At 71.9% G+C, this 20,515-nt stretch carries 16 protein-coding genes and 1 pseudogene; 12 read left to right on the top strand and 5 right to left on the bottom strand.

What is annotated here, in order from left to right; all coding sequences use genetic code 11:
- Positions 1–2: 2 nt before the first annotated feature.
- From AC1DW8_RS14940 to valS, 5 genes are all read right to left on the bottom strand, one after another.
- A complete protein-coding gene (locus tag AC1DW8_RS14940) occupies positions 3–1,316 on the bottom strand; it encodes a DUF58 domain-containing protein (RefSeq protein ID WP_056775951.1) in 1,314 nt (437 codons plus the stop codon).
- A 6-nt stretch (positions 1,317–1,322) separates the two neighbouring features.
- A complete protein-coding gene (locus AC1DW8_RS14935; RefSeq protein WP_056775958.1) occupies positions 1,323–2,339 on the bottom strand; it encodes an AAA family ATPase in 1,017 nt (338 codons plus the stop codon).
- Between the two features lie 3 nt (positions 2,340–2,342).
- Complete coding sequence (locus tag AC1DW8_RS14930; protein WP_478095001.1) at positions 2,343–3,005, bottom strand: hypothetical protein; 663 nt, start codon at positions 3,003–3,005, stop codon at positions 2,343–2,345.
- Positions 3,002–3,736: a DUF4129 domain-containing protein gene (locus AC1DW8_RS14925; protein ID WP_478094999.1), complete on the bottom strand. Its 735-nt coding sequence runs from the start codon at positions 3,734–3,736 to the stop codon at positions 3,002–3,004. The genes AC1DW8_RS14930 and AC1DW8_RS14925 overlap by 4 nt, the downstream gene beginning before the upstream one ends.
- Positions 3,737–3,841: 105 nt before the next feature.
- Positions 3,842–6,508: a valine--tRNA ligase gene (valS, locus tag AC1DW8_RS14920; RefSeq protein ID WP_478094997.1), complete on the bottom strand. Its 2,667-nt coding sequence runs from the start codon at positions 6,506–6,508 to the stop codon at positions 3,842–3,844.
- A gap of 251 nt (positions 6,509–6,759) precedes the next feature.
- Here valS and AC1DW8_RS14915 point away from each other — a divergent pair, with 251 nt between their 5' ends.
- The 12 genes and pseudogenes from AC1DW8_RS14915 to AC1DW8_RS14860 all read left to right on the top strand — a co-directional run.
- Complete coding sequence (locus AC1DW8_RS14915; RefSeq protein ID WP_056775973.1) at positions 6,760–7,533, top strand: lysophospholipid acyltransferase family protein; 774 nt, start codon at positions 6,760–6,762, stop codon at positions 7,531–7,533.
- Positions 7,534–7,589: 56 nt separating this feature from the next.
- On the top strand, positions 7,590–8,363 hold the full coding sequence (locus tag AC1DW8_RS14910; protein ID WP_056775975.1) for a TIGR03936 family radical SAM-associated protein: 774 nt from the start codon (positions 7,590–7,592) through the stop codon (positions 8,361–8,363).
- A 209-nt stretch (positions 8,364–8,572) separates the two neighbouring features.
- The gene (locus AC1DW8_RS14905; RefSeq protein WP_478094994.1) at positions 8,573–11,884 is read left to right on the top strand and encodes an Rne/Rng family ribonuclease; all 3,312 of its coding nucleotides are present in this window, start codon (positions 8,573–8,575) and stop codon (positions 11,882–11,884) included.
- A gap of 125 nt (positions 11,885–12,009) precedes the next feature.
- Positions 12,010–12,318 (top strand): 50S ribosomal protein L21, encoded by a 309-nt coding sequence (gene rplU, locus AC1DW8_RS14900; protein WP_028785644.1) that lies wholly within the window; start codon positions 12,010–12,012, stop codon positions 12,316–12,318.
- Positions 12,319–12,357: 39 nt separating this feature from the next.
- Entirely contained in the window at positions 12,358–12,627 is a 270-nt protein-coding gene (gene rpmA / locus AC1DW8_RS14895) for a 50S ribosomal protein L27 (protein ID WP_056775979.1), read from the top strand.
- Positions 12,628–12,758: 131 nt separating this feature from the next.
- Positions 12,759–14,291, top strand: coding sequence for a GTPase ObgE (gene obgE / locus AC1DW8_RS14890; protein ID WP_056775981.1), 1,533 nt, complete (start codon positions 12,759–12,761; stop codon positions 14,289–14,291).
- A 108-nt stretch (positions 14,292–14,399) separates the two neighbouring features.
- Positions 14,400–15,524 (top strand): sensor histidine kinase, encoded by a 1,125-nt coding sequence (locus AC1DW8_RS14885; RefSeq protein ID WP_056777628.1) that lies wholly within the window; start codon positions 14,400–14,402, stop codon positions 15,522–15,524.
- The gene (locus AC1DW8_RS14880) at positions 15,521–16,294 is read left to right on the top strand and encodes a LytR/AlgR family response regulator transcription factor (RefSeq protein ID WP_056775983.1); all 774 of its coding nucleotides are present in this window, start codon (positions 15,521–15,523) and stop codon (positions 16,292–16,294) included. The genes AC1DW8_RS14885 and AC1DW8_RS14880 overlap by 4 nt, the downstream gene beginning before the upstream one ends.
- Entirely contained in the window at positions 16,291–16,668 is a 378-nt protein-coding gene (locus AC1DW8_RS14875) for a hypothetical protein (RefSeq protein ID WP_478094988.1), read from the top strand. The genes AC1DW8_RS14880 and AC1DW8_RS14875 overlap by 4 nt, the downstream gene beginning before the upstream one ends.
- Before the next feature lie 16 nt (positions 16,669–16,684).
- Entirely contained in the window at positions 16,685–18,316 is a 1,632-nt protein-coding gene (locus AC1DW8_RS14870) for a sodium/solute symporter (protein ID WP_056775987.1), read from the top strand.
- A gap of 273 nt (positions 18,317–18,589) precedes the next feature.
- The gene (locus tag AC1DW8_RS14865) at positions 18,590–18,877 is read left to right on the top strand and encodes a DUF485 domain-containing protein (RefSeq protein ID WP_200959197.1); all 288 of its coding nucleotides are present in this window, start codon (positions 18,590–18,592) and stop codon (positions 18,875–18,877) included.
- A pseudogene (locus AC1DW8_RS14860) lies at positions 18,874–20,499 on the top strand (solute symporter family protein); the annotation flags it as partial. The gene AC1DW8_RS14865 and the pseudogene AC1DW8_RS14860, both read left to right, overlap by 4 nt.
- Between the last annotated feature and the right edge of the window lie 16 nt (positions 20,500–20,515).

The raw sequence follows: 20,515 nt of genomic DNA, 5'->3' as shown, positions 1-20,515 counted from the left end.
GGTCACCGCCTCGCCATCCGTGGTGCCGACGCCCGGCGCGCGATGTCGCGGAGGACCTGGTCGAGGGAGCCGGCGCCCCGCCAGGGCACGACCGGGACACCGCGCAGCCGGAGGTTGTGCACCTCGGCGTCGCGCGACAGCAGCCGGATCCGCCAGGCCAACGCCTGGTAGACGCTCGACGGGTCGGCGACGAGGTGGTCGGGGAACGTGTCGACGACGACGACGGTCATTCCGCGCGCCGCCAGCGTGTGGGCCAGCGTCACCATCGTCGGGTCGATGAGCGGTGAGAGGACGAGGCACAGGGCGTTGGGGTCGACGCCGCGGATCGCGTGCTCGCCGGTGTCGCGTCGCTCGGTGGCCGGCGAGATCGCGGCGAGCGTGTCGAGCACGCGCCGGAGGTGGTTCGTGCCGGAGCCGACGCCGAGGGTCGGGACCTCGGCCGCGCCGACGGTGCGCAGGGTCAGCCGGTCGTTGCTCCGGAGGAAGTGCTCGCTGATCGCGCCGGCGGCCCGCACCGTGACGTCGAGGCTCGTCGGGCGTCCGTCGATGCCCTCGCGAGGGCCGACGTCGCTGAAGCAGTCGACGAGCAGGAAGACGTGGGCGTCCTCGTCGGTGAACGTCGACGTGACGTGCAGGGCCCCCGTCCGCATCGAGACGGGCCAGTGGATCCGCCGCAGCCGGTCACCCGGGTGGAAGCGGCGGATCGTGTTGAACTCCGAGCCGGACCCGGGCCGGTTCGACCGGTTCAGCCCGACGATGCCGCGGGGGTGCGGTGTCGGGGCGCTCGCGTCGAAGGAAGCCGGCACGGGGAGGGTGGCGGAGTCGAGGTCCGGCAGGTCGACGGGGCCGGCGCGGAAGGCTCCCCACGTGCTGACGAGCGCGACGCTGACGGTGCCGACGCGACGTCGTCCCCAGCGCGTGGACCGCAGCCCGAGCGTCGCGGCCCCGTCCTCGAGCTCGGCGATCCCGCTCGACGGCTTGCGCTCGACCCACGGGGCCTGGGCCAGGGTGACGACGCCGTGGACGTCGTGCAGGGCTGGCTCGGTGGTCACGTAGACCCCGGTCGCCGACCCCTCGCGCAGCGTCGAGTCGCCGAGTCGCGCCGTCGCGGTCACCTCGGTGCGTGGCCGCGCGAGGTGGCCCCACAGCGCAGCGACGACGAGCGGCGCCACGATGACGAGCAGGTCGGCCCGGCGACCGACGACGGCGACGATCGCGCCGCCGGCGGCGAGGAGGATCGCCCGCTGGTGGGCAGCGGTCGGCTCCCACCCGCCGAGTCGGCGCGTGGCTGTCCGGTGGGGGCGCCAGGGCTGCACGGGCTCTCAGCCGCCAGCCGCCGGGCCCGCTGACGAGTCGGCGACCGGTCCCGGTGCCAGGTGCTCCCGGGCCGACGGGGTCGCGACCGTCCGAAGGAGGCTCTCGACGATGCTGCGCCCCGACGCGTTGCTCATCCACAGCTCGGGCTTGACGGTGATGCGGTGCGCGAGGACCGGCACGGCCACGGCCTTGACGTCCTCGGGGGTCACGTAGTCGCGACCGTCGACGACGGCATACGCCCGGGCGCACAGGAGCAGGCCGAGCGCGCCACGGGGAGAGGCGCCCATGAGGACGTCGGCGTGGGTGCGGCTGGCTGCGGTCAGTGCGACGCAGTAGCGCCCGACCGACTCGTCGACGGCCGTCGCCTCGATGGCCGCCTGCATGGCGAGCAGCTGCTCCGCGTCGACGATGCGGCGCAGCTCCTGCTCCTCGCGCTGGCGGGCCATCCGGTTCGAGAGGATCTCCCACTCCTCGTCGAGGGTCGGGTAGCCGAACGAGATGCGCATGAGGAAGCGGTCGAGCTGCGCCTCCGGGAGCGGGTAGGTCCCTTCGTACTCAACGGGATTCGCGGTCGCGAGGACGTGGAAGGGGCGGGGCAGCTGGAAGGTGCGGCCCTCGACCGTCACCTGCTTCTCCTGCATCGCCTCGAGGAGCGCCGCCTGGGTCTTCGGCGGCGTCCGGTTGATCTCGTCGGCGAGGAGAAGTCCGGCGAAGAGGGGCCCCGCGCGGAACTCGAACTCGCCCGACCGCTGGTCGTAGATGAACGAGCCGGTGATGTCTCCGGGCAGCAGGTCGGGCGTGAACTGGGCCCGCTTGAAGTCGAGCCCCAGGGTCTGGGCGAAGCTGCGTGCCGCCAGCGTCTTGCCGAGGCCGGGGAAGTCCTCCATGAGGACGTGCCCGCCGGCGAGGATGCCGGACAGGACGAGCCGCAGCGACTCGCGCTTGCCGACGACCGCCCGGTCGACCTCGTCGAGGACGGCACCGCTCAGCTCACTGACCCGGGTCAGGTTCATCTCGGTCATGCGCTACCACTGCTCGATTCGTCGGAGGATGGGGTCGAGGCGCTGGGGACGGTACAGGTCGGCTGGGGGCAGGCCGACGAGCAGGTCCCACAGCTCGGGTGGCGTCACACCCTGGGCCCACTTCGGCTCCTCCTCGGCGACGATGCCGTGCCGGGCGTAGAGCCGTTCGCGGATGAGCACCTGCAGCTGCAGGTGCAGGTCGTGCACGACGCTCTCGCGCCCCTCGCGGCGGGTGTTGGCCGCCTCGAGCCGTCCCGCCAGGTTGGTGACGCGGAAGTCGTTGCCGCGCGAGTGCCCGCCGAGGTCGCCGTCGACGAGGGGCCAGACCGTCAGGTGCTGCGGCGCGGTGTGGTCGATGAGGTGCCAGACGAGCAGCGCGGCGGCGAGCAGGATCACGAGGAGCACGGGCACGTCCGGTGCGAGACCGAGCCCCGCCGTGAGTGCCGCCAGGACCACCCACGTCAGGAACAGGCCGACGAGTCGACGACGCCACGGGCGCAGCGCCAGGGCGATCTCCCGGGTCCGCGAGGGCGCCCGGCGGACCGCGCCGCGGGGGAGTGGCCGTCCGGCCGACGCCGCTGCCCGCTCGCGCGCCTCGCGCGCCTCGCGCGCCTCGCGCGCCTCGCGCCGGGTCCGAGGAGGTATGCCGTCCGGCTGGCTGCTCACGACGACTCCTCCCGCGCGGCCGCCGACGCGCCACGCTCGGCAGCCTGCCGCGAAGCCACCTGCTCGAGGTCGGCGATGAGGACCCGGAGGTCGGCGATCGCCCGGTCACGGTGGCTCTCGCCGAGGTCGTGGACCGAGAAGCGCGCCTCGCGGTAGAGGGCGGCGAGGTCGCCCAGCCGGGCGGAGTCGACCGGCCACACGCCGATGACGCGCTCGGTGTACTCCGTCGACGTCTCGGCGGTCAGTCGCGGCAGTCCGGTCGCGGCGGCGGAGGTCTCGAGTCCGAGCCAGGCCGCGACGATGGCGTTGCGGGGCTCGCCGCTCTCCAGGTCCCGCAGCCGGTCCCGCGCCTCCTCGAGGAGCTCGGTGGGCACGAGCGGGATCGCGAAGTCGGGCTCCTCGTGCAGCTCGAGGTGCGGGCGCCGGCGCAGCAGCGACCGGACCAGCTGCGCGAGGACGACGAGCACCACGAGGGCTGCCAGCACGAGCACGATCTGGACGAGGGTGACGAGCACGGGAGATGGGTCGAAGGGCGTCGACGTCGACGTCGACGTCGACCGGGGCGGCGTCGCGGAGGGAGGCAGGGACGTCAGGGTCGGCAGCGGCGTGAACGTCTGCGCGTCGAGCGGGCGGGACAGCAACGGCACGGGTTGGCCCAGCGCGGCCACGACCAGAGCGGCCATGACGACGGCGCCACCCACGATGGTGACCTGAGCCCCCCGCCTCGACATGCGAGTGACCCTATGCCAGCGGGCTCGTCGACGGTCGCCGAGCCGGCCGATCGTTGCCGTCCCGATAGGTCCGGGCGGCAGACGACCGACGGGTCGCTCGGTGGGTCAGCCCTGGGCGGGCTTCTTCTCGACGGGGACGAGCTCGGCGTCACGCACCTCGACGACCTCGCCCTCGGCATACGCCAGCTCGCTGATGCGGCCGCTGGCCCGCAGGTCGGACTCGGCCGCCCGCACGTGGGCGACCGAGGCGGCGGGGGCGACGAGGGTCATGGTGCGCACCTCGGCGCGCATGCCGACCTTGGCCTCCGACTTGACCTTGCGCACGCCCGCCAGCGCCGACCCCACCGATGCGAGGAGCGCGGGCTCGCCACCGGAGGGCAGCTCGTCACGGGTCGGCCAGGACTGGCGGTGCACGGAGCCCTCGCCGAACCACGACCAGACCTCGGCCGTGGCGTAGGGGAGGAACGGTGCGAGCAGGCGCAGCAGCGTCTCGAGGGCGAGGCGCAGCGCGGCACGGGCGCTCGCGGCGGCCTCGTCGCCCTGACCGCCGTAGGCGCGGTCCTTGACGAGCTCGAGGTAGTCGTCGCAGAACGTCCAGAAGAAGGTCTCCGTGGCCTCGAGCGAGCGGGTGTAGTCCCAGCCCTCGAAACCCTGGGTCGCCTTGTCGACGACGTCGGCGAGGGCCGCGAGCATCGAGAGGTCGAGGGGGTGGGTCACGGCGGCACGAAGGTCGCCGTCGACGTCACCGAAGCCGAGGGCGAACTTGCTCGCGTTGAGCACCTTGATGGCGAGCCGGCGCCCGACCTTCATCTGGCCGGTGTCGTAGGCGGCGTCGGTGCCGAGGCGACCCGAGGCCGCCCAGTAGCGCACCGCGTCGGCGCCGTTGGCCTTGACGACGTCCTCGGGCGTCTCGGCGTTGCCCTTGGACTTGCTCATCTTCTTGCGGTCGGGGTCGAGGATCCAGCCGCTGATCGCGGCGTGCTTCCACGGCGCCACACCGTGCTCGAAGTACGAGCGCGTCACCGTGGCGAAGAGCCAGGTGCGGATGATGTCGTGCCCCTGGGGACGCAGGTCGTAGGGGAAGATGCTCGCGAAGAGCGCCTCGTCCGACCCGAGCCGGTCGCCGTCGGCGGCGCCCTCGCGGACCGGCCAGCCGGCGGCGATCTGCGGCGTCAGCGACGACGTGGCCCACGTGTCCATGATGTCGGGGTCGGCGACGAAGCCACCCGCCTGGCCGCGCTGGGACTCCTCGTAGCCCTCGGGCACGTCGATCTGCGGGTCGACGGGAAGCGCCGAGGCGGGCGGTGTCAGCGGGTGGTCGTGGTCGACCTCACCCGCGACGTCGACGGGGTACCAGACCGGGAACGGCACGCCGAAGAAGCGCTGGCGCGAGATGAGCCAGTCGCCGTTGAGGCCCTCGACCCAGTTCTTGTAGCGCGAGCGCATGAAGGCGGGGTGGAAGTCGACCTCGTCACCCATGCCGACGAGCTTGGAGCGCAGCGCCTCCTCGCGGCCGCCGTTGCGGATGTACCACTGGCGCGAGGTGACGATCTCGAGCGGCTTGTCGCCCTTCTCGTAGAAGTTCGCCTTGCGCTGGGTCTTCTGCGGCTCGCCGTCGAGGTCGCCGGACTCGCGCAGCGCGGCCACGACGGCCTCGCGGGCGCTGAACGTCGTCTTCGTCGCGAGCGACTCGGCGTAGAGGGCCTCGCCCGGGCCGCCGGCGAGCCACTCGGGCGTCTCGGCCTGGAGGCGGCCGGTGCGGGTGATGAGCGACCGGATCGGCAGCTGCAGCTCGCGCCACCACATGACGTCGGTGAGGTCGCCGAAGGTGCAGCACATGGCGATGCCGGCGCCCTTGTCCATCTCGGCGGCGCGGTGCGCGACCACCGGCACCTCGACGCCGAAGAGCGGCGACGTGACCGTCGTGCCGAAGAGCGACTGGTAGCGCTCGTCGTCGGGGTGCGCGATGAGGGCCACGACCGACGGGATGAGCTCGGGTCGGGTCGTCTCGATGAAGACCGGCTCGCCGCCGTCCCGGTGGAAGGCGACCCGGTGGTACGCGCCGGGGTAGTCGCGCGCCTCGAGCTCGGCCTGCGCCACGGCGGTCTGGAACGTCACGTCCCAGAGGCCCGGGGCCTCGCTCTGGTAGGCCTCGCCGCGCTCGAGGTTGTGCAGGAAGGCCTGCTGCGCCACGGCGCGCGAGCGCTCGTCGATGGTGCGGTAGGAGATGTCCCAGTCGAGGCTGAAGCCGAGGCGACGGAAGAGCGACTCGAAGGTCACCTCGTCCTTGACGGTGAGGACGTCACACAGCTCGATGAAGTTCTTGCGGCTGATCGGGCGCTGGTCGGCGGCCTTGATGGCCTTGCCCTTGGCGTCGACGCCCTCCTCGAAGGGCGGCATGAAGCCCTCCTCGTAGGGCAGGCTCGCGTCGCCGCGCACGCCGTAGTAGTTCTGCACCCGGCGCTCGGTCGGCAGGCCGTTGTCGTCCCAGCCGATGGGGTAGAAGACCTCGAGGCCCTGCATCCGCTTGTAGCGGGCCATGCAGTCGGTGTGGGTGTAGCTGAAGACGTGGCCGACGTGCAGGCTGCCGCTCGCCGTGGGCGGCGGGGTGTCGATGGCGAAGACCTGGTCGCGGGGGAGCGCGAGGGCCTTCTCGCGGTCGAAGGCGTAGGTGCCCTCGTCGGCCCATACCTGCATCCACTTCTCCTCGAGCCCGTCGAGCGTGGGTCGCTCGGGGATCCGCGAGGTCGTGGGTGCAGGTGTGTCAGTCATGCGCCCAATCCTTCCATGCGCGCCGGGGTGCCCTCGACCGGCTTTCCCCCGGCCGACCGGCACGGTCGGACCACGCGCGTATGCCGTCCGTCGGTCCGCGCGCCACCGCAGCGGGTCGGCACGTCAAGAGTCGCGACCGGCGTGGCGTGCGTCACGGCCGCGCACGCGATCACGGTCATCCCGTGTTCGTCGGCAGGGGCGATCGGCCCATCGGCGTGCCGAAGCGGAGCGGCGCAGGGCAGAGTGTCCCCATGGAGCCCGTCTACTCGTCCGTCATCGGTTTCGCCCGCGGGGTGTTCGCGATGCAGGGGCTGAAGTTCACCGTCCTCGGCGACGACAACGTCCCGCGCACCGGGGGAGCGGTGATGACGATCAACCACACCGGCTACATGGATTTCGCCTACGCCGGGCTCGCCGCCCAGAAGTCCGACCGCCTCGTGCGGTTCATGGCCAAGGACGGTGTCTTCTCGCACGCCGTCAGCGGTCCGCTGATGCGCGGCATGAAGCACATCCCGGTCGACCGGACCGCGGGAGCGGCGTCGTACGCCACCGCCGTCGACGCGCTCCGCGCCGGAGAGATCGTCGGCGTCTTCCCGGAGGCGACGATCTCGCGCTCGTTCGAGCTCAAGGAGTTCAAGACCGGTGCGGCCCGGATGGCGGTCGAGGCCGGTGTCCCGATCCTGCCCGTCGTGATCTGGGGCTCGCAGCGGGTCTGGACCAAGGGCCACCCGAAGCGGCTCGGCCGCACCAACGTCCCGATCCTCATCAACGTCGGGGAGCCGATCGCCGTCGCGCCCGATGCCGACCCCGTGGCCGTGACCGAGCAGTACAAGGCCGTCATGGCCGACCTGCTCGCGGTCGCCCGGGCGGCCTACGAGCCCCTGACGGGCCCCGACCTCAAGTTCCTCCCCGCGAGCATGGGCGGCACCGCGCCGACGCTCGCCGAGGCGACCCGCCTCGACGAGGCCGACACGCTGGAGCGGCAGCGACGCGCCGACGAGCAGCGGGGGTTCCCGACCGAGTGAGCCGGTCCGGGGTGAGGACGTTCGGGGCGACGACCCGACGCCGGTAGCCTTCCGGCATGGCTCGTCAGGCACGTCAGCGCGTCCCCGAGGGTCCGGCTCCGGACCCCGCGGTCCAGAAGCTCCGGATCCGCTACACGAAGCGGGGGCGGCTGCGGTTCACCTCGAGCCGCGACTTCCAGCGCGCGCTCGAGCGCGCGCTGCGCCGGGCGGACGTGCCGATGGCGTTCTCGGCCGGCTTCCACCCGCACCCGAAGATCAGCTACGCCAACGCCGCGGCCACCGGCACCGGCAGCGAGGCGGAGTACTTCGAGATCTCGGTGACCCAGCGCGTCGAGCCCGAGTCGGTCCGCGCCGCGCTCGACGAGGCCCTGCCCGAGGGGATCGACATCCTCCAGGTCGTCGAGGCCACCCCAGGGGCGCTCGCCGACCGTCTCGAGGCGAGCGACTGGCTGCTCGAGTTCGCCGGGGTGCCGCTCGAGGTCCTCGAGGCTGCCGTCGAGGCTCTCATGGAGCGCGACACGGCCGAGGTGACCCGGCTGACGAAGTCCGGTCCGCGCACCTTCGACGTGCGCGGCGCGATCGTGGCCGCACGCGTCCTGAGCCCGGGCGACGCGCTCGGCGACACGGTCACGACTCACGAAGTCGGGACCGACTGTGCGATACTGCGCATGGTCGTACGGCACACCACACCGGCTGTACGCCCCGACGACATTCTGACCGCGCTGCGTGAGATCGCCGACCTGCAGCCTCCGCGCCCCCCACTGGTGACGCGACTGGCGCAGGGACCGCTCGACACCGCAAACGTGCGGGTGACCGACCCGCTGGAATGACCTGCCAGGTCATGACGACGAAATGGTTGCCGACCAGGACGCCGACGGCATTCGATCACGGGGCCGCGCCCAGCGCGAACCGTTTTCGGGTGTAGCGAGACGACTTCCGTCCCGTCGCAGACGCGGCGCGACGACTGCAACCGCACTCGTGCGGTGTCGACGGCCCCGGCCGCGTGTGGGTCACACCGCACCTGACGGGAGGCTGCCTGATGGCACCCAACGACACCACCACCGGCGACGAAGCCACGCTGTTCCCCTCCGACCAGGGCAACGAGCAGAGCACGGACGCGCCGGCGCCGCGTCGCCGCGCCACGCGTCGCACCACGAAGAAGGCCACGACGATCGTGCCCTCCGCCGAGGCTCCGGCCGAAGCTCCGGCCGACCCGACCGCTGAGGCCTCCACCGACGAGCCCGCGGTCGCCGCAGCACCCGAGGGAGTCTCCGTCGGCGACGCCCCGGCTGAGGCCGTCCCTGAGACCAAGCGTCCGGCCCGCAAGCGCGCGACGCGCAAGAAGGCGACGGTCGCCGCGCCGATCGAGCCGGCCCCCGACACCGACGGGCCGAGCCCGGTCGCCGAGGTCTCCGAGGTCTCCGAGGAGTCCGCCGAGGCCGCGCCGGCCGAGAAGGCCCCCAGGGCCGAGAGGGCACCGCGAGCCGCCCGGGCCACGAAGCGTGGATCGCGCACCAAGGCCGACCGGGCCAACGCTGCCGTCGAGGAGCTCGTCGCCGGCGCGCTCTCGGGTGACGACGCGACCACGGAGAGCCCCGCAGACGCGAGCACGGCGACCTACACGGCCGCCGACCCCGGGGCGATCGACCTCTCCGCCCTCATCGACGTCGACGCCCTCGACGAGTCCGAGGACCTCGACGACGCTGCCTCCGGCGTTGACTCCGACGACGACCGCCAGGGAGCCGTCGTCCCCAGCTTCAGCGTGCTCTTCCAGGCCCCGGACGCGAGCCAGGCCGTGCCGACGCGTCGACGCCGTGGCACGCCCCCGCCCGAGGCGGAGGAGCCGACCCCCGACGTCGAGGACGACGAGCCCACCGTCGCCGACGAGGACCAGACCGACGTCGACGAGCAGACCGACGAGCAGACCGACGAGCAGACCGACGAGGAGAGCAGCCCGCGTCGCTCGCGCCGCCGCCGCGGCGGCAAGGGGCGCCGGGGCCGCGCCACCGACGACGACGACGCGCAGGACCAGCAGTCCGACACCGACGAGCGCGACTCCCGCGACTCCCGGCGCTCGGCCGACGCTCGCGGCGAGTCCGCCGATGGCGCGGACGACGCCGAGTCCGACGCCGACGCCGACTCCGAGGGCGACTCCGACGACGAGGGCGGCTCGAGCCGTCGTCGCCGTCGCCGCCGCCGTGCCGGCTCCGCCCCGGAGTCCGGTGACGACACCCCCAACGTCTCGACCCGCGTGCGCCAGCCGCGCAGCCAGAGCGACGAGCCGGTCGCCGTCAAGGGCTCGACCCGTCTCGAGGCCAAGAAGCAGCGCCGTCGCGAAGGGCGCGAGGCCGGGCGCCGCCGCACGATCATCACCGAGGCCGAGTTCCTCGCCCGCCGTGAGGCCGTCGACCGGGTCATGGTCGTGCGCAACAAGGAGGGGCGCACCCAGATGGGCGTGCTCGAGGACGGCGTCCTCGTCGAGCACTACATCGACCAGGCCACGAACGTCTCGATGGCCGGCAACATCTACCTCGGCCGCGTGCAGAACGTCCTGCCCTCGATGGAGGCCGCCTTCGTCGACATCGGCAAGGGCCGCAACGCCGTGCTCTACGCCGGTGAGGTCAACTGGGACGCCGCCGGCCTCGAGGCCAACCAGCCCAAGCGCATCGAGAACGCCCTCGGCTCGGGCCAGACGGTGCTCGTCCAGGTCACCAAGGACCCGATCGGCCACAAGGGCGCCCGCCTCACCTCGCAGATCTCGCTGCCGGGTCGCTACCTCGTCTACGTCCCCAACAGCTCGATGACCGGGATCAGCCGCAAGCTGCCGGACACCGAACGCGCGCGCCTCAAGAAGATCCTGCGCGACGTCGTGCCGGACTCGGCCGGCGTCATCGTGCGCACCGCGGCCGAGGGGGCCAGCGAGGAGGAGCTGCGTGCCGACGTCGAGCGACTGACGCGCACGTGGGAGGACATCCAGGCCAAGGCCGAGGCTGCGTCCACCCCCCGCGCCGGCAAGAGCAAGGGCAAGAAGAAGAACGGTGCGGCCGGGTCGGTCACCGGCGGACAGGCCCCGATGCTCCTGCACGGTGAGCCCGACCTCACGGTCCGGGTCATCCGCGACGTCTTCAACGAGGACTTCAAGCAGCTGGTCGTGGCCGGCGACCAGGCGTGGAACGAGATCCACCCGTACATCTCCTCCGTCGCGCCCGACCTCGCCGACCGCGTCACGAAGTGGACCGCCGAGGAGGATCTCTTCACGCACCACCGGGTCGACGAGCAGCTCTCCAAGGCGATGGACCGCAAGGTCTGGCTGCCGAGCGGCGGCTCCCTCGTCATCGACCGCACCGAGGCGATGACGGTCGTCGACGTCAACACCGGCAAGTTCGTCGGCTCGGGCGGCAACCTCGAGGAGACGGTCACCAAGAACAACATCGAGGCGGCCGAGGAGATCGTGCGCCAGCTCCGGCTGCGCGACATCGGCGGCATCATCGTCATCGACTTCATCGACATGGTCCTCGAGAGCAACCGCGACCTCGTCGTGCGTCGCCTGCTCGAGTGCCTCGGTCGGGACCGCACCAAGCACCAGGTCGCCGAGGTCACCTCGCTCGGCCTCGTCCAGATGACCCGCAAGCGCGTCGGGTCGGGCCTCATCGAGGTCTTCTCCGAGACGTGCGACCACTGCAACGGCCGCGGCTTCATCATCCACACCGACCCCGTCGACAAGGGCGCCCACGCGCACGAGCAGAGCCAGGGCGACAACGGCGGAGGTGGTGGCACCAGCCGTCGTCGTGGCCGCGGCCAGGGCGCCGGCCAAGCCTCGAGCCCCGGCGGCGCCCAGGGCAACGGCGGGCAGCAGGCGAGCCAGCAGTCGCAGCAGGCACCGCAGGCGGAGTCCAAGAGCAACGGCCCCACGGCCGCCCAGATCGCGGCAGCGGCCCACGCGGCCGCGCTCAAGAGCGCCTCCGGCCAGCCCGCGGGGGAGGCGGCCGCCGAGGCCGTCGCCGAGATGAGCGCCGAGGTCCACGGCGGGAAGGCCTTCCCCGAGGATGACGGCCCGTGGTCGGGAGACGACGCGCACGACGTCGACCCCGCCGACGAGCAGGCGACCCAGGGTGGCACGCACGTCGAGCTCGAGTCCGACGTCGCCGACACCACGACCGGCACCACGACCGTCTCCGACCACACCACGGACGACTCGGCGCCCGAGGCGCCCGAGGCGCCCGAGGCGGCTGCCGCGGCGGCGCCCGCGACCCGAGGACGCCGTCGTCGGGGCCGCGTGGTCGCCCCGGCCGGCCCGCCGCGGGCGAGCAACGAGTCCGGCGGCGAGTCGGGCAGCACCGGCGGGGCCTGACCTCGGTTTGGAGGTGGGACCTCCCAGCCGGTAATCTTTTCCCTTGGTGCGCCCACCGGGCCCGTGTTGACGGGCCGGTGCCGAAAGCGGCGATACCAACCCTTGATGAGAGAGTGAGTTTCACTGTGTACGCGATTGTTCGCGCTGGCGGTCGCCAGGAGAAGGTGTCGGTGGGCGATGTCCTGCTCGTCGACAAGGTGACGGGTCAGCCCGGCGATGCCATCGAGCTCACGCCGCTGCTCCTCGTGGACGGGACCACGGTCACGTCCGACGCCGACAAGCTGTCCAAGGTGTCGGTGAAGGCCGAGGTCGTCAAGGCCGCCAAGGGCCCCAAGATCGTCATCATGAAGTACAAGAACAAGACCGGCTACCGCAAGCGTCAGGGCCACCGTCAGCCGCTGACCCAGGTCAAGATCACCGCCATCAACGCGTGATCCACCCGGAACCCAGAGACTCACGAGAGAAGGACTGACATGGCACACAAGAAGGGTGCGTCCTCGACCCGCAACGGTCGCGACTCGAACGCACAGTTCCTCGGCGTCAAGCGTTTCGGTGGCCAGAAGGTCAACGCGGGCGAGATCCTCGTCCGTCAGCGCGGCACGCACTTCCACCCGGGCGAGGGTGTCGGTCGCGGTGGCGACGACACGCTCTTCGCCCTCGTCGCCGGCGCCGTGAAGTTCGGCTCCAAGCGCGGCCGCAAGACGGTCAACATCGAGCAGCCGGAGACGGCCGCTGCTGAGTGATCACCTGATCACCCACTGAGTGTGTACCGGAAGGGCGGGCCCGCGTGGCCCGCCCTTCCGCCTTTCCGGGCACACCGCGTACGCAACCTGCGTATGCCGTCCGCCCACCCTGATCTGGAAGAGTGACCCCCATGGCTGTGACCTTCGTCGACCGCGTCGTGCTGCACCTCAGCGCCGGCGCCGGGGGGCACGGCGTCGCCTCCGTCAAGCGCGAGAAGTTCAAGCCGCTGGGCGGTCCTGACGGCGGCAACGGCGGGCACGGCGGCTCCGTGATCCTGCGCGTCGACCCCCAGGCGACGACCCTGCTCGACTACCACCGCCACCCGCACCGCAAGGCGGTCAACGGCCTGCCCGGTGCCGGCGACGAGAAGAACGGCGCCGACGGCGACGACCTCGTGCTGTCGGTTCCGGAAGGCACGGTCGTCAAGGACGGCGAGGGGCGCATCGTCATGGACCTCGTCGGCATGGGCACCGAGCACGTCATCGCCCGTGGCGGCCGCGGCGGTCTCGGCAACAAGGCGCTGTCGTCGGCCCGCCGCAGGGCGCCCGGCTTCGCGCTCCTCGGCGAGCCCGGTGAGGAGGTCGACGTCGTGCTCGAGCTCAAGACCCTCGCCGACGTCGCGCTCATCGGCTTCCCGAGCGCCGGCAAGTCCTCGCTCGTCTCGGTGCTGTCGGCCGCCAAGCCGAAGATCGCCGACTACCCCTTCACGACGCTCGTGCCCAACCTCGGCGTCGTCACCGCTGGCTCGGCCCGTTTCACCGTCGCCGACGTCCCGGGTCTCATCCCCGGCGCGCACGAGGGCAAGGGCCTGGGCCTCGAGTTCCTGCGCCACGTCGAGCGCTGCTCGGTCCTCGTCCACGTCATCGACTGCGCGACCCTCGAGCCCGGCCGTGACCCGATGAGCGACCTCGACGTCATCGAGAACGAGCTGTCGCTCTACGTGCCCGACGCCGACCTCGGCGGCAAGCCGCTCGCCGACCGCACCCGGATCGTGGTGCTCAACAAGGCCGACGTGCCCGAGGCCCGCGAGCTGGCCGAGATGGTCAAGCCGGACCTCGAGGCGCGCGGCATCGAGGTCTTCATCGTCTCCGCGGTGGCCCACCAGGGCCTGCGCGAGCTGAGCTTCGCGATGGCCCGCCACGTCGATGCCGCCCGCGCCGAGATCGAGGCCGAGGCCGCCGTGCCGAAGCGCGTCGTGCTGCGCCCCAAGTCCGTCGACGACAAGGGCTTCAGCATCGTCAAGGAGAACGGTCCGGACGGGCCGATCTTCCGGGTCGCCGGCGAGCGCCCCTATCGCTGGGTGCGCCAGACCGACTTCTCCAACGACGAGGCCGTCGGCTACCTCGCCGACCGGCTCGGCCGTCTCGGTGTCGAGGAGGAGCTCTACAAGGTCGGCGCCGTGGCCGGCGACACCGTCGTCATCGGTACCGCTGAGGACGCCGTCGTCTTCGACTGGGAGCCGACCCTGCAGGCCGGCGCCGAGCTGCTCGGCACCCGTGGCACCGACCTGCGGCTCGCGGAGTCCTCGCGGCCCACCCGTGACGAGAAGCGCGAGGCCCAGAAGGACCGCTACGCCGCCCGCGCGGCCACGCAGGAGGAGCTCGAGGCCGAGCGTCGCTCGGGCCTCTGGCACGTCGCCGCCGACGAGGGCGACGACGCCTGAGTCCACTCTCGCCCCGTCGCGGGGTGTCTTCCGCCGGGCGGTCGGGGTCGGTCCCGCGGGTCGCGAGGACGGCGCCCCCGGCGCGGGGTGACCGCCTACAGTGTCGGCATGAGCTCGTGGGGCGCGTTGCTGCGTCGCGGTCACCTCGGCACCGAGGCCGACCGGGCGACGTACCGCACCCTGCACACGGCTCTGCTGGCCTCGCCCCCGCTGCGGATGGGCCTGACGCCGGCGGCCGCCGAGCGCTCGCTCAAGCACCTCCGGTCGCTCCTCGGAGCACCGGCGGTCGCCATGACCGACACGAGCGCGTTGCTCGCATGGGAGGGCGGTCGCTCGCACCACGCCCACCAGCCCGTCGTCATCTCCACGGGGACGCTCGGCCACGGCCGGACGACCGTCGTCGACGGTGCGGACGTCGCGTGCGCCGAGCCCTCGTGCATCGTGCGCCAGGCGATCGTCGCGCCCCTCGACGTCGACGAGAAGGTCGTCGGGACGCTGCAGGTCTTCACCGGCCGTGCCTCGGCGGGTCTCGTCCGGGCCACGAACGAGGTGGCGCGCTGGGTCTCCGGACAGCTCGAGCTGGCCGAGCTCGACGCCTCGCGGACCCGGCTCATGGAGGCCGAGGTGCGCGCCCTCCGGGCGCAGATCAGCCCGCACTTCATCTACAACTCGCTGACCGCGATCGCGTCGTTCACGCGCACCGACCCCGAGCGGGCCCGGGAGCTGCTCGTCGACCTCGCCGAGTTCACCCGCTACTCCTTCCGGCGGCACGGCGAGTTCACGACCCTGGCAGAGGAGCTGCGGTCCATCGAGGCCTACCTCGTCATCGAGAAGGCCCGTTTCGGTGACCGGCTCACCGTGACGGTCCGCGTCGCGCCCGAGGTGCTCCCCGTCGTCGTGCCGTTCCTCTGTCTCCAGCCACTCGTCGAGAACGCCGTGCAGCACGGCATCGAGGGCCGGGCAGGCAGCGGTGAGATCAGCATCCTCGCGCAGGACGCCGACCACGAGTGCGTCGTGACGATCGAGGACAACGGCGTCGGCGAGGACCCAGAGCGGGTGCGCCGGGTCCTCGCGGGCGACCCGGGCAGCGACTCCGTGGGCCTCGCCAACGTCGACGAGCGCCTGCGCACCGCCTTCGGCGACGACTACGGTCTCGTCGTCGAGACGGCGCCCGGCGCCGGCACCAAGGTCGTCGTCCGGCTGCCGAAGTTCCGTCCGGGGGTGCACGTGTGACCACGACCCCGGACACCGAGCTCGCGCCCCTGCTGCGGGTGCTGGCCGTCGACGACGAGGCACCCGCCCTCGACGAGCTCACGTGGATGCTCGGCCGCCACGAGTGCGTGCGCCAAGTCGTGCCGGCCGGGTCGGGGGAGGCGGCGCTGCGCGTGCTCCACGAAGGGCAGGTCGACGCGATCTTCATGGACGTGCAGATGCCGGGCCTCAGCGGCCTCGACCTCGCGCGGGTGCTGTCGCGCTTCACGACCCAGCCCCCGATCGTCTTCGTCACCGCCCACGAGCAGCATGCGGTCGACGCGTTCGAGCTCAACGTCGTCGACTACGTCCTCAAGCCGGTGCGCGACGAGAGGCTCGACCAGGCGGTGCGCCGCGTCGTCCGGCAGATCCACGGGCGTGAGACGTCCGCGGCGACGGGCGACGAGACCATCGTCGTCGAGCTGGCCGGGGTGAGCCGGCTCGTGGCGCGTTCCGACGTCCTCTACGTCGAGGCGCAGGGCGACTACGCCCGCCTGCACACGGCGAGCGAGAGCCACCTCGTCCGGGTGCCGCTCACCACCCTCGCCGACCAGTGGCGCGAGGCGGGGTTCGTCCGCATCCACCGGTCCTCGCTCGTCGCGCTCGGCCACATCACCGAGTGGCGCACCGAGGGCGGGCGCACGACCGTCGTCGTCGGTGGCCACGAGCTCGTCGTGAGCCGGCGCCACACGCGTGCGCTGCGCGACCTGCTCGTGCGACGTGCCCAGCCGCTCGGGCGCGGTGGGTCATGACGCCCGAGGCCCCCCGAGCGCGGGTCCGCGTCACGAGCCCCCGCACGTCGGCCGCGCGCACCCGCAACGTCTCGATCGCATCCGAGATCGACGAGCAGACCCGGCTCGGCGAGGTCTACATCACCTCGCTCATGCGCAGCCAGCTCCGCCTCGCCCTCGGCGTCCTGCTCGTGCTCGCCTTGACGCTCGGGTTGCTGCCACTGCTCTTCACGGCCGTCCCCGGCCTTGCCGGGATCAACCTGCTCGGGGTGCCGCTGCCGTGGATCCTGCTCACGGTCGTCGCGTTCGCCGAGATCATCGGCCTCGGCGCGTTCTACGTGCGGCGGTCCGAGCGCAACGAGGCCACGTTCAGCGACCTGCTCGACGGCCGGTGACCCGGGTGCGTCACCGGTGAACAACGCCGCGAGCATCGTCGCCGTCGTCCTCGTCTCGATCGCGTCCCTCGCGGTCGGCGCGTTCGGGCTGCGGCTCTCGCGGACCATGAGCGACTTCTACGTCGCCTCCCGCGGCGTCAGCCCGGTGCTCAACGCCTCGGCCATCAGCGGTGAGTACCTCTCTGCCGCATCGTTCCTCGGGGTCGCCGGGCTCATCCTCGCGCGTGGCGTCGACATGCTCTGGCTGCCGATCGGCTGGACCGCGGGCTACCTCCTGCTGCTCGTGTTCGTCGCGGCGCCCCTGCGCCGGTCGGGGGCCTACACGCTGCCCGACTTCGCCCAGCTGCGCCTCGAGTCCGTCGTCGCCCGCCGGGCGTCGAGCCTGCTCGTCGTCGCGATCGGCCTGCTCTACCTCATCCCTCAGTTCCAGGGCGCGGGCCTGACGCTGCGCACCCTGACCGGGGCGCCGTCGTGGGTCGGGCAGCTCGCCGTCGCCGTCGTCGTCTGTCTCAACGTCCTCCCCGGCGGCATGCGGAGCGTCACCCTCGTGCAGGCCTTCCACTACTGGCTCAAGCTGCTCGCCCTGCTGACGCCCCTCTTCCTCCTGCTCGGCGCGGTCGGCGAACGCAGCGACGACCCCGCCGCCGGCGCGGTGTTCGTCACCGACTGGGTCGAGCCGCTCCAGGGTGACCACGCCCTCTACCTGACGTACTCCCTCGTCCTGGCGACCTTCTTCGGGACGATGGGCCTTCCCCACGTCGTCGTCCGCTTCTACACCAACCCCGACGGCCGGGCCGCGCGGCGGACGACGCTCGCGGTCCTCGTGCTCCTCTCCGGCTTCTACCTGCTGCCCGTCGTCTACGGCGTCATCGGGCGCTACGTCGCCTCCGACCTCGTCGCCGCGGGCCGCGCCGACTCGGTCGTGCTCGAGCTGCCGAGCCGGCTCTTCGACGGCCCGGTCGCAGAGGGCCTCACCGCCGTCCTCGCCGCGGGGGCGTTCGCCGCGTTCCTGTCGACGTCGACCGGCCTCGTCGTGTCGGTCGCCGGCGTCGTGAGCCAGGACCTCGTGCGCTGGGGCGCCGGGCACCGCCAGGGCATCCGCACCTTCCGCCTGACGACGGTCGCGGTCGTGGCCGGCGCGCTCGTGCTCACCGTCGTCTCGGCCGGCGTCCCCGTGGCCCACGCGGTCGAGCTGACCTTCGCGGTGGCCGCGTCGACGTTCTGCCCGATGCTCCTCCTCGGGATCTGGTGGCGGGGGCTCACCTCGCGTGGGGCGATCTCGGGCCTCGTCGTCGGGGGCGCTCTCTCGATGGGAGCCGTCGTCACGACGACGTTCGGCATCGCCACCGGTGGCTGGTTCGGCGTCGTCCTCACCCAGCCCGCGGCCGTCAGCGTGCCGTTGGCCTTCGCGACGATGGTGCTCGTGTCGCTGGCCACCCGCTCGAGCACCCCGGAGCACGTCGCGCAGACGATGGTCCGGCTGCACGCCCCCGAGAACGTCGACCTCAACCGGGGCTCGTTCCACCCCGAGCGCTGGTACCGGCGCCCGCCGACCGCGGAGGGGGCGTCCGACGGGACGCAGCACCCGGCATACGGCAGCACGGGGGAGACCGTTCGTCGCCCCGGGACGACCGCTCGTCGCAGCTGATCCCGCGCACGGCGAGCCGTCTGCGCCGCTGGGCGATGCCGCCCACGCTGCGCCTGCCGGGGCACGGCGCGGGCTCCTACCTTGGCTCTCGCCGGCCCTGTGCCGGCAGCGCGGAGCGACAGGGGCGTCGACGTCACCACGGGACCGTCCGGGGGAGCGGCGGCGGCAGGACCGCGCTGAACGCCCAGCACCCAGGCACGACCCAACCGCCCCGGAGGTGGCCCAGTGAGCAAAGAGGCTCCAGAGCGCGTGGTCGACGATCCCAACGTCGCCATGCAGAACTCGCCCGAGTTCGACCAGCTGCGCAGCAAGTTCCGCAGGTTCGTCTTCCCGCTGACCGCGTTGTTCCTCGCGTGGTACTTCCTCTACGTCCTGCTGTCCGTCTTCGCGAAGGACTTCATGGGGACGCGGGTCCTCGGCAACATCACGTGGGGCCTGATCCTCGGCCTCCTCCAGTTCGTCTCGACCTTCACGATCACGATGGTCTACGCCCGCTGGGCCGACCGCGTCTTCGATCCCGAGGCCGAAGCCCTCGCCCAGAAGATGGGAGTGCAGCAGTGAGCGCGCTCCTCACCTCCGCCCCGTCCCTGGTCCCCGCGGCGACGACGGTCGGCAACCCGGCGATCAACATCGGCATCTTCGCCCTCTTCGTCGTCGTCACCCTCGCCATCGTCATCCGGGCGTCGCGCAACAACCGCAGCGCCGCGGAGTACTACGCGGGTGGACGTGCCTTCACCGGCCGTCAGAACGGCATCGCCATCGCCGGTGACTACCTGTCGGCGGCCTCGTTCCTCGGCATCGCCGGCGCCATCGCCATCAACGGCTACGACGGGTTCCTCTACTCCATCGGCTTCCTCGTGGCGTGGCTCGTCGCCCTGCTGCTCGTGGCCGAGCTGCTCCGCAACGTCGGCAAGTACACGATGGCCGACGTGCTCAGCTTCCGGCTGCGCCAGCGCCCGGTCCGCATCGCCGCGGCCATCTCGACGCTCGTCGTGTCGTTCTTCTACCTGCTCGCCCAGATGGCGGGGGCCGGTGGCCTCGTGGCCCTCCTGCTCGGCATCGAAGGGGCGGTCGGCCAGCGGCTCGTCATCGTCGTCGTCGGCATCCTCATGATCTTCTACGTCATCTTCGGCGGCATGAAGGGCACGACCTGGGTGCAGATCATCAAGGCCGTGCTGCTCATCATCGGCGCGGCGATCATGACGTTCTGGGTCCTCGCCAAGTTCGGCCTCAGCCTGTCGAACCTGCTCGGCGAGGCGACGGCCACGTCGCAGGAGGCCGGCGGCAAGGACCTGCTCCAGCCGGGTCTGCAGTACAAGAACCCCGTCGACTTCATCTCCCTGTCGATGGCGCTCGTCCTCGGCACGGCCGGCCTGCCGCACGTCCTCATGCGCTTCTACACGGTCCCGACCTCACGTGAGGCCCGTCGCTCCGTCGTCTGGGCGATCTGGCTCATCGGCATCTTCTACATCTTCACGCTCATCCTCGGCTTCGGGGCGGCCGACCTCGTCGGCGCCGCTGCCATCAAGGCCGCACCCGGTGGCGTCAACTCCGCCGCCCCGCTGCTCGCCTTCGAGCTCGGCGGCGAGATCCTGCTCGGGATCATCTCGGCGGTCGCCTTCGCGACGATCCTCGCGGTCGTCGCCGGCCTGACCATCACCGCGAGCGCCTCCCTCTCGCACGACATCTACAACACGGTCGTCAAGAAGGGCACCGCCACCCCCGAGGAGGAGGTCAAGGTCGCGCGCATCGCAGCGCTCGTCCTCGGCGCCATCGCCATCATCGGCGGCATCTTCGCCCTCGGCCAGAACATCGCCTTCCTCGTGGCGCTGGCCTTCGCCATCGCCGCGAGCGCGAACCTGCCGACGATCCTCTACTCGCTCTTCTGGAAGCGGTTCAACACCAGGGGTGCGCTGTGGAGCATCTACGGCGGCCTCATCAGCGCCATCACGCTGATCATCTTCAGCCCGGTCGTCTCCGGCAAGCCGATCGACCCGCTGACGAAGAAGAGCCCGTCGATGCTCCAGGGGGTCGACTTCCACTGGTTCCCGCTCGACAACCCGGGCATCATCTCGATCCCGCTCGGCTTCGTCCTCGGCTACATCGGGACCGTCACGAGCCGTGAGTACAACGCGGCGAAGTACGCCGAGATGGAGGTGCGCGGGCGCGGGGGCGGGGCCGCCCCCGCCRGGGGCGTGC

Source organism: Terrabacter sp. P2_E3, from assembly GCF_056403915.1.
The sequence above is the reverse complement of the archived record's forward strand: the minus strand, read 5'-3'. Positions and strand labels throughout refer to the sequence as shown.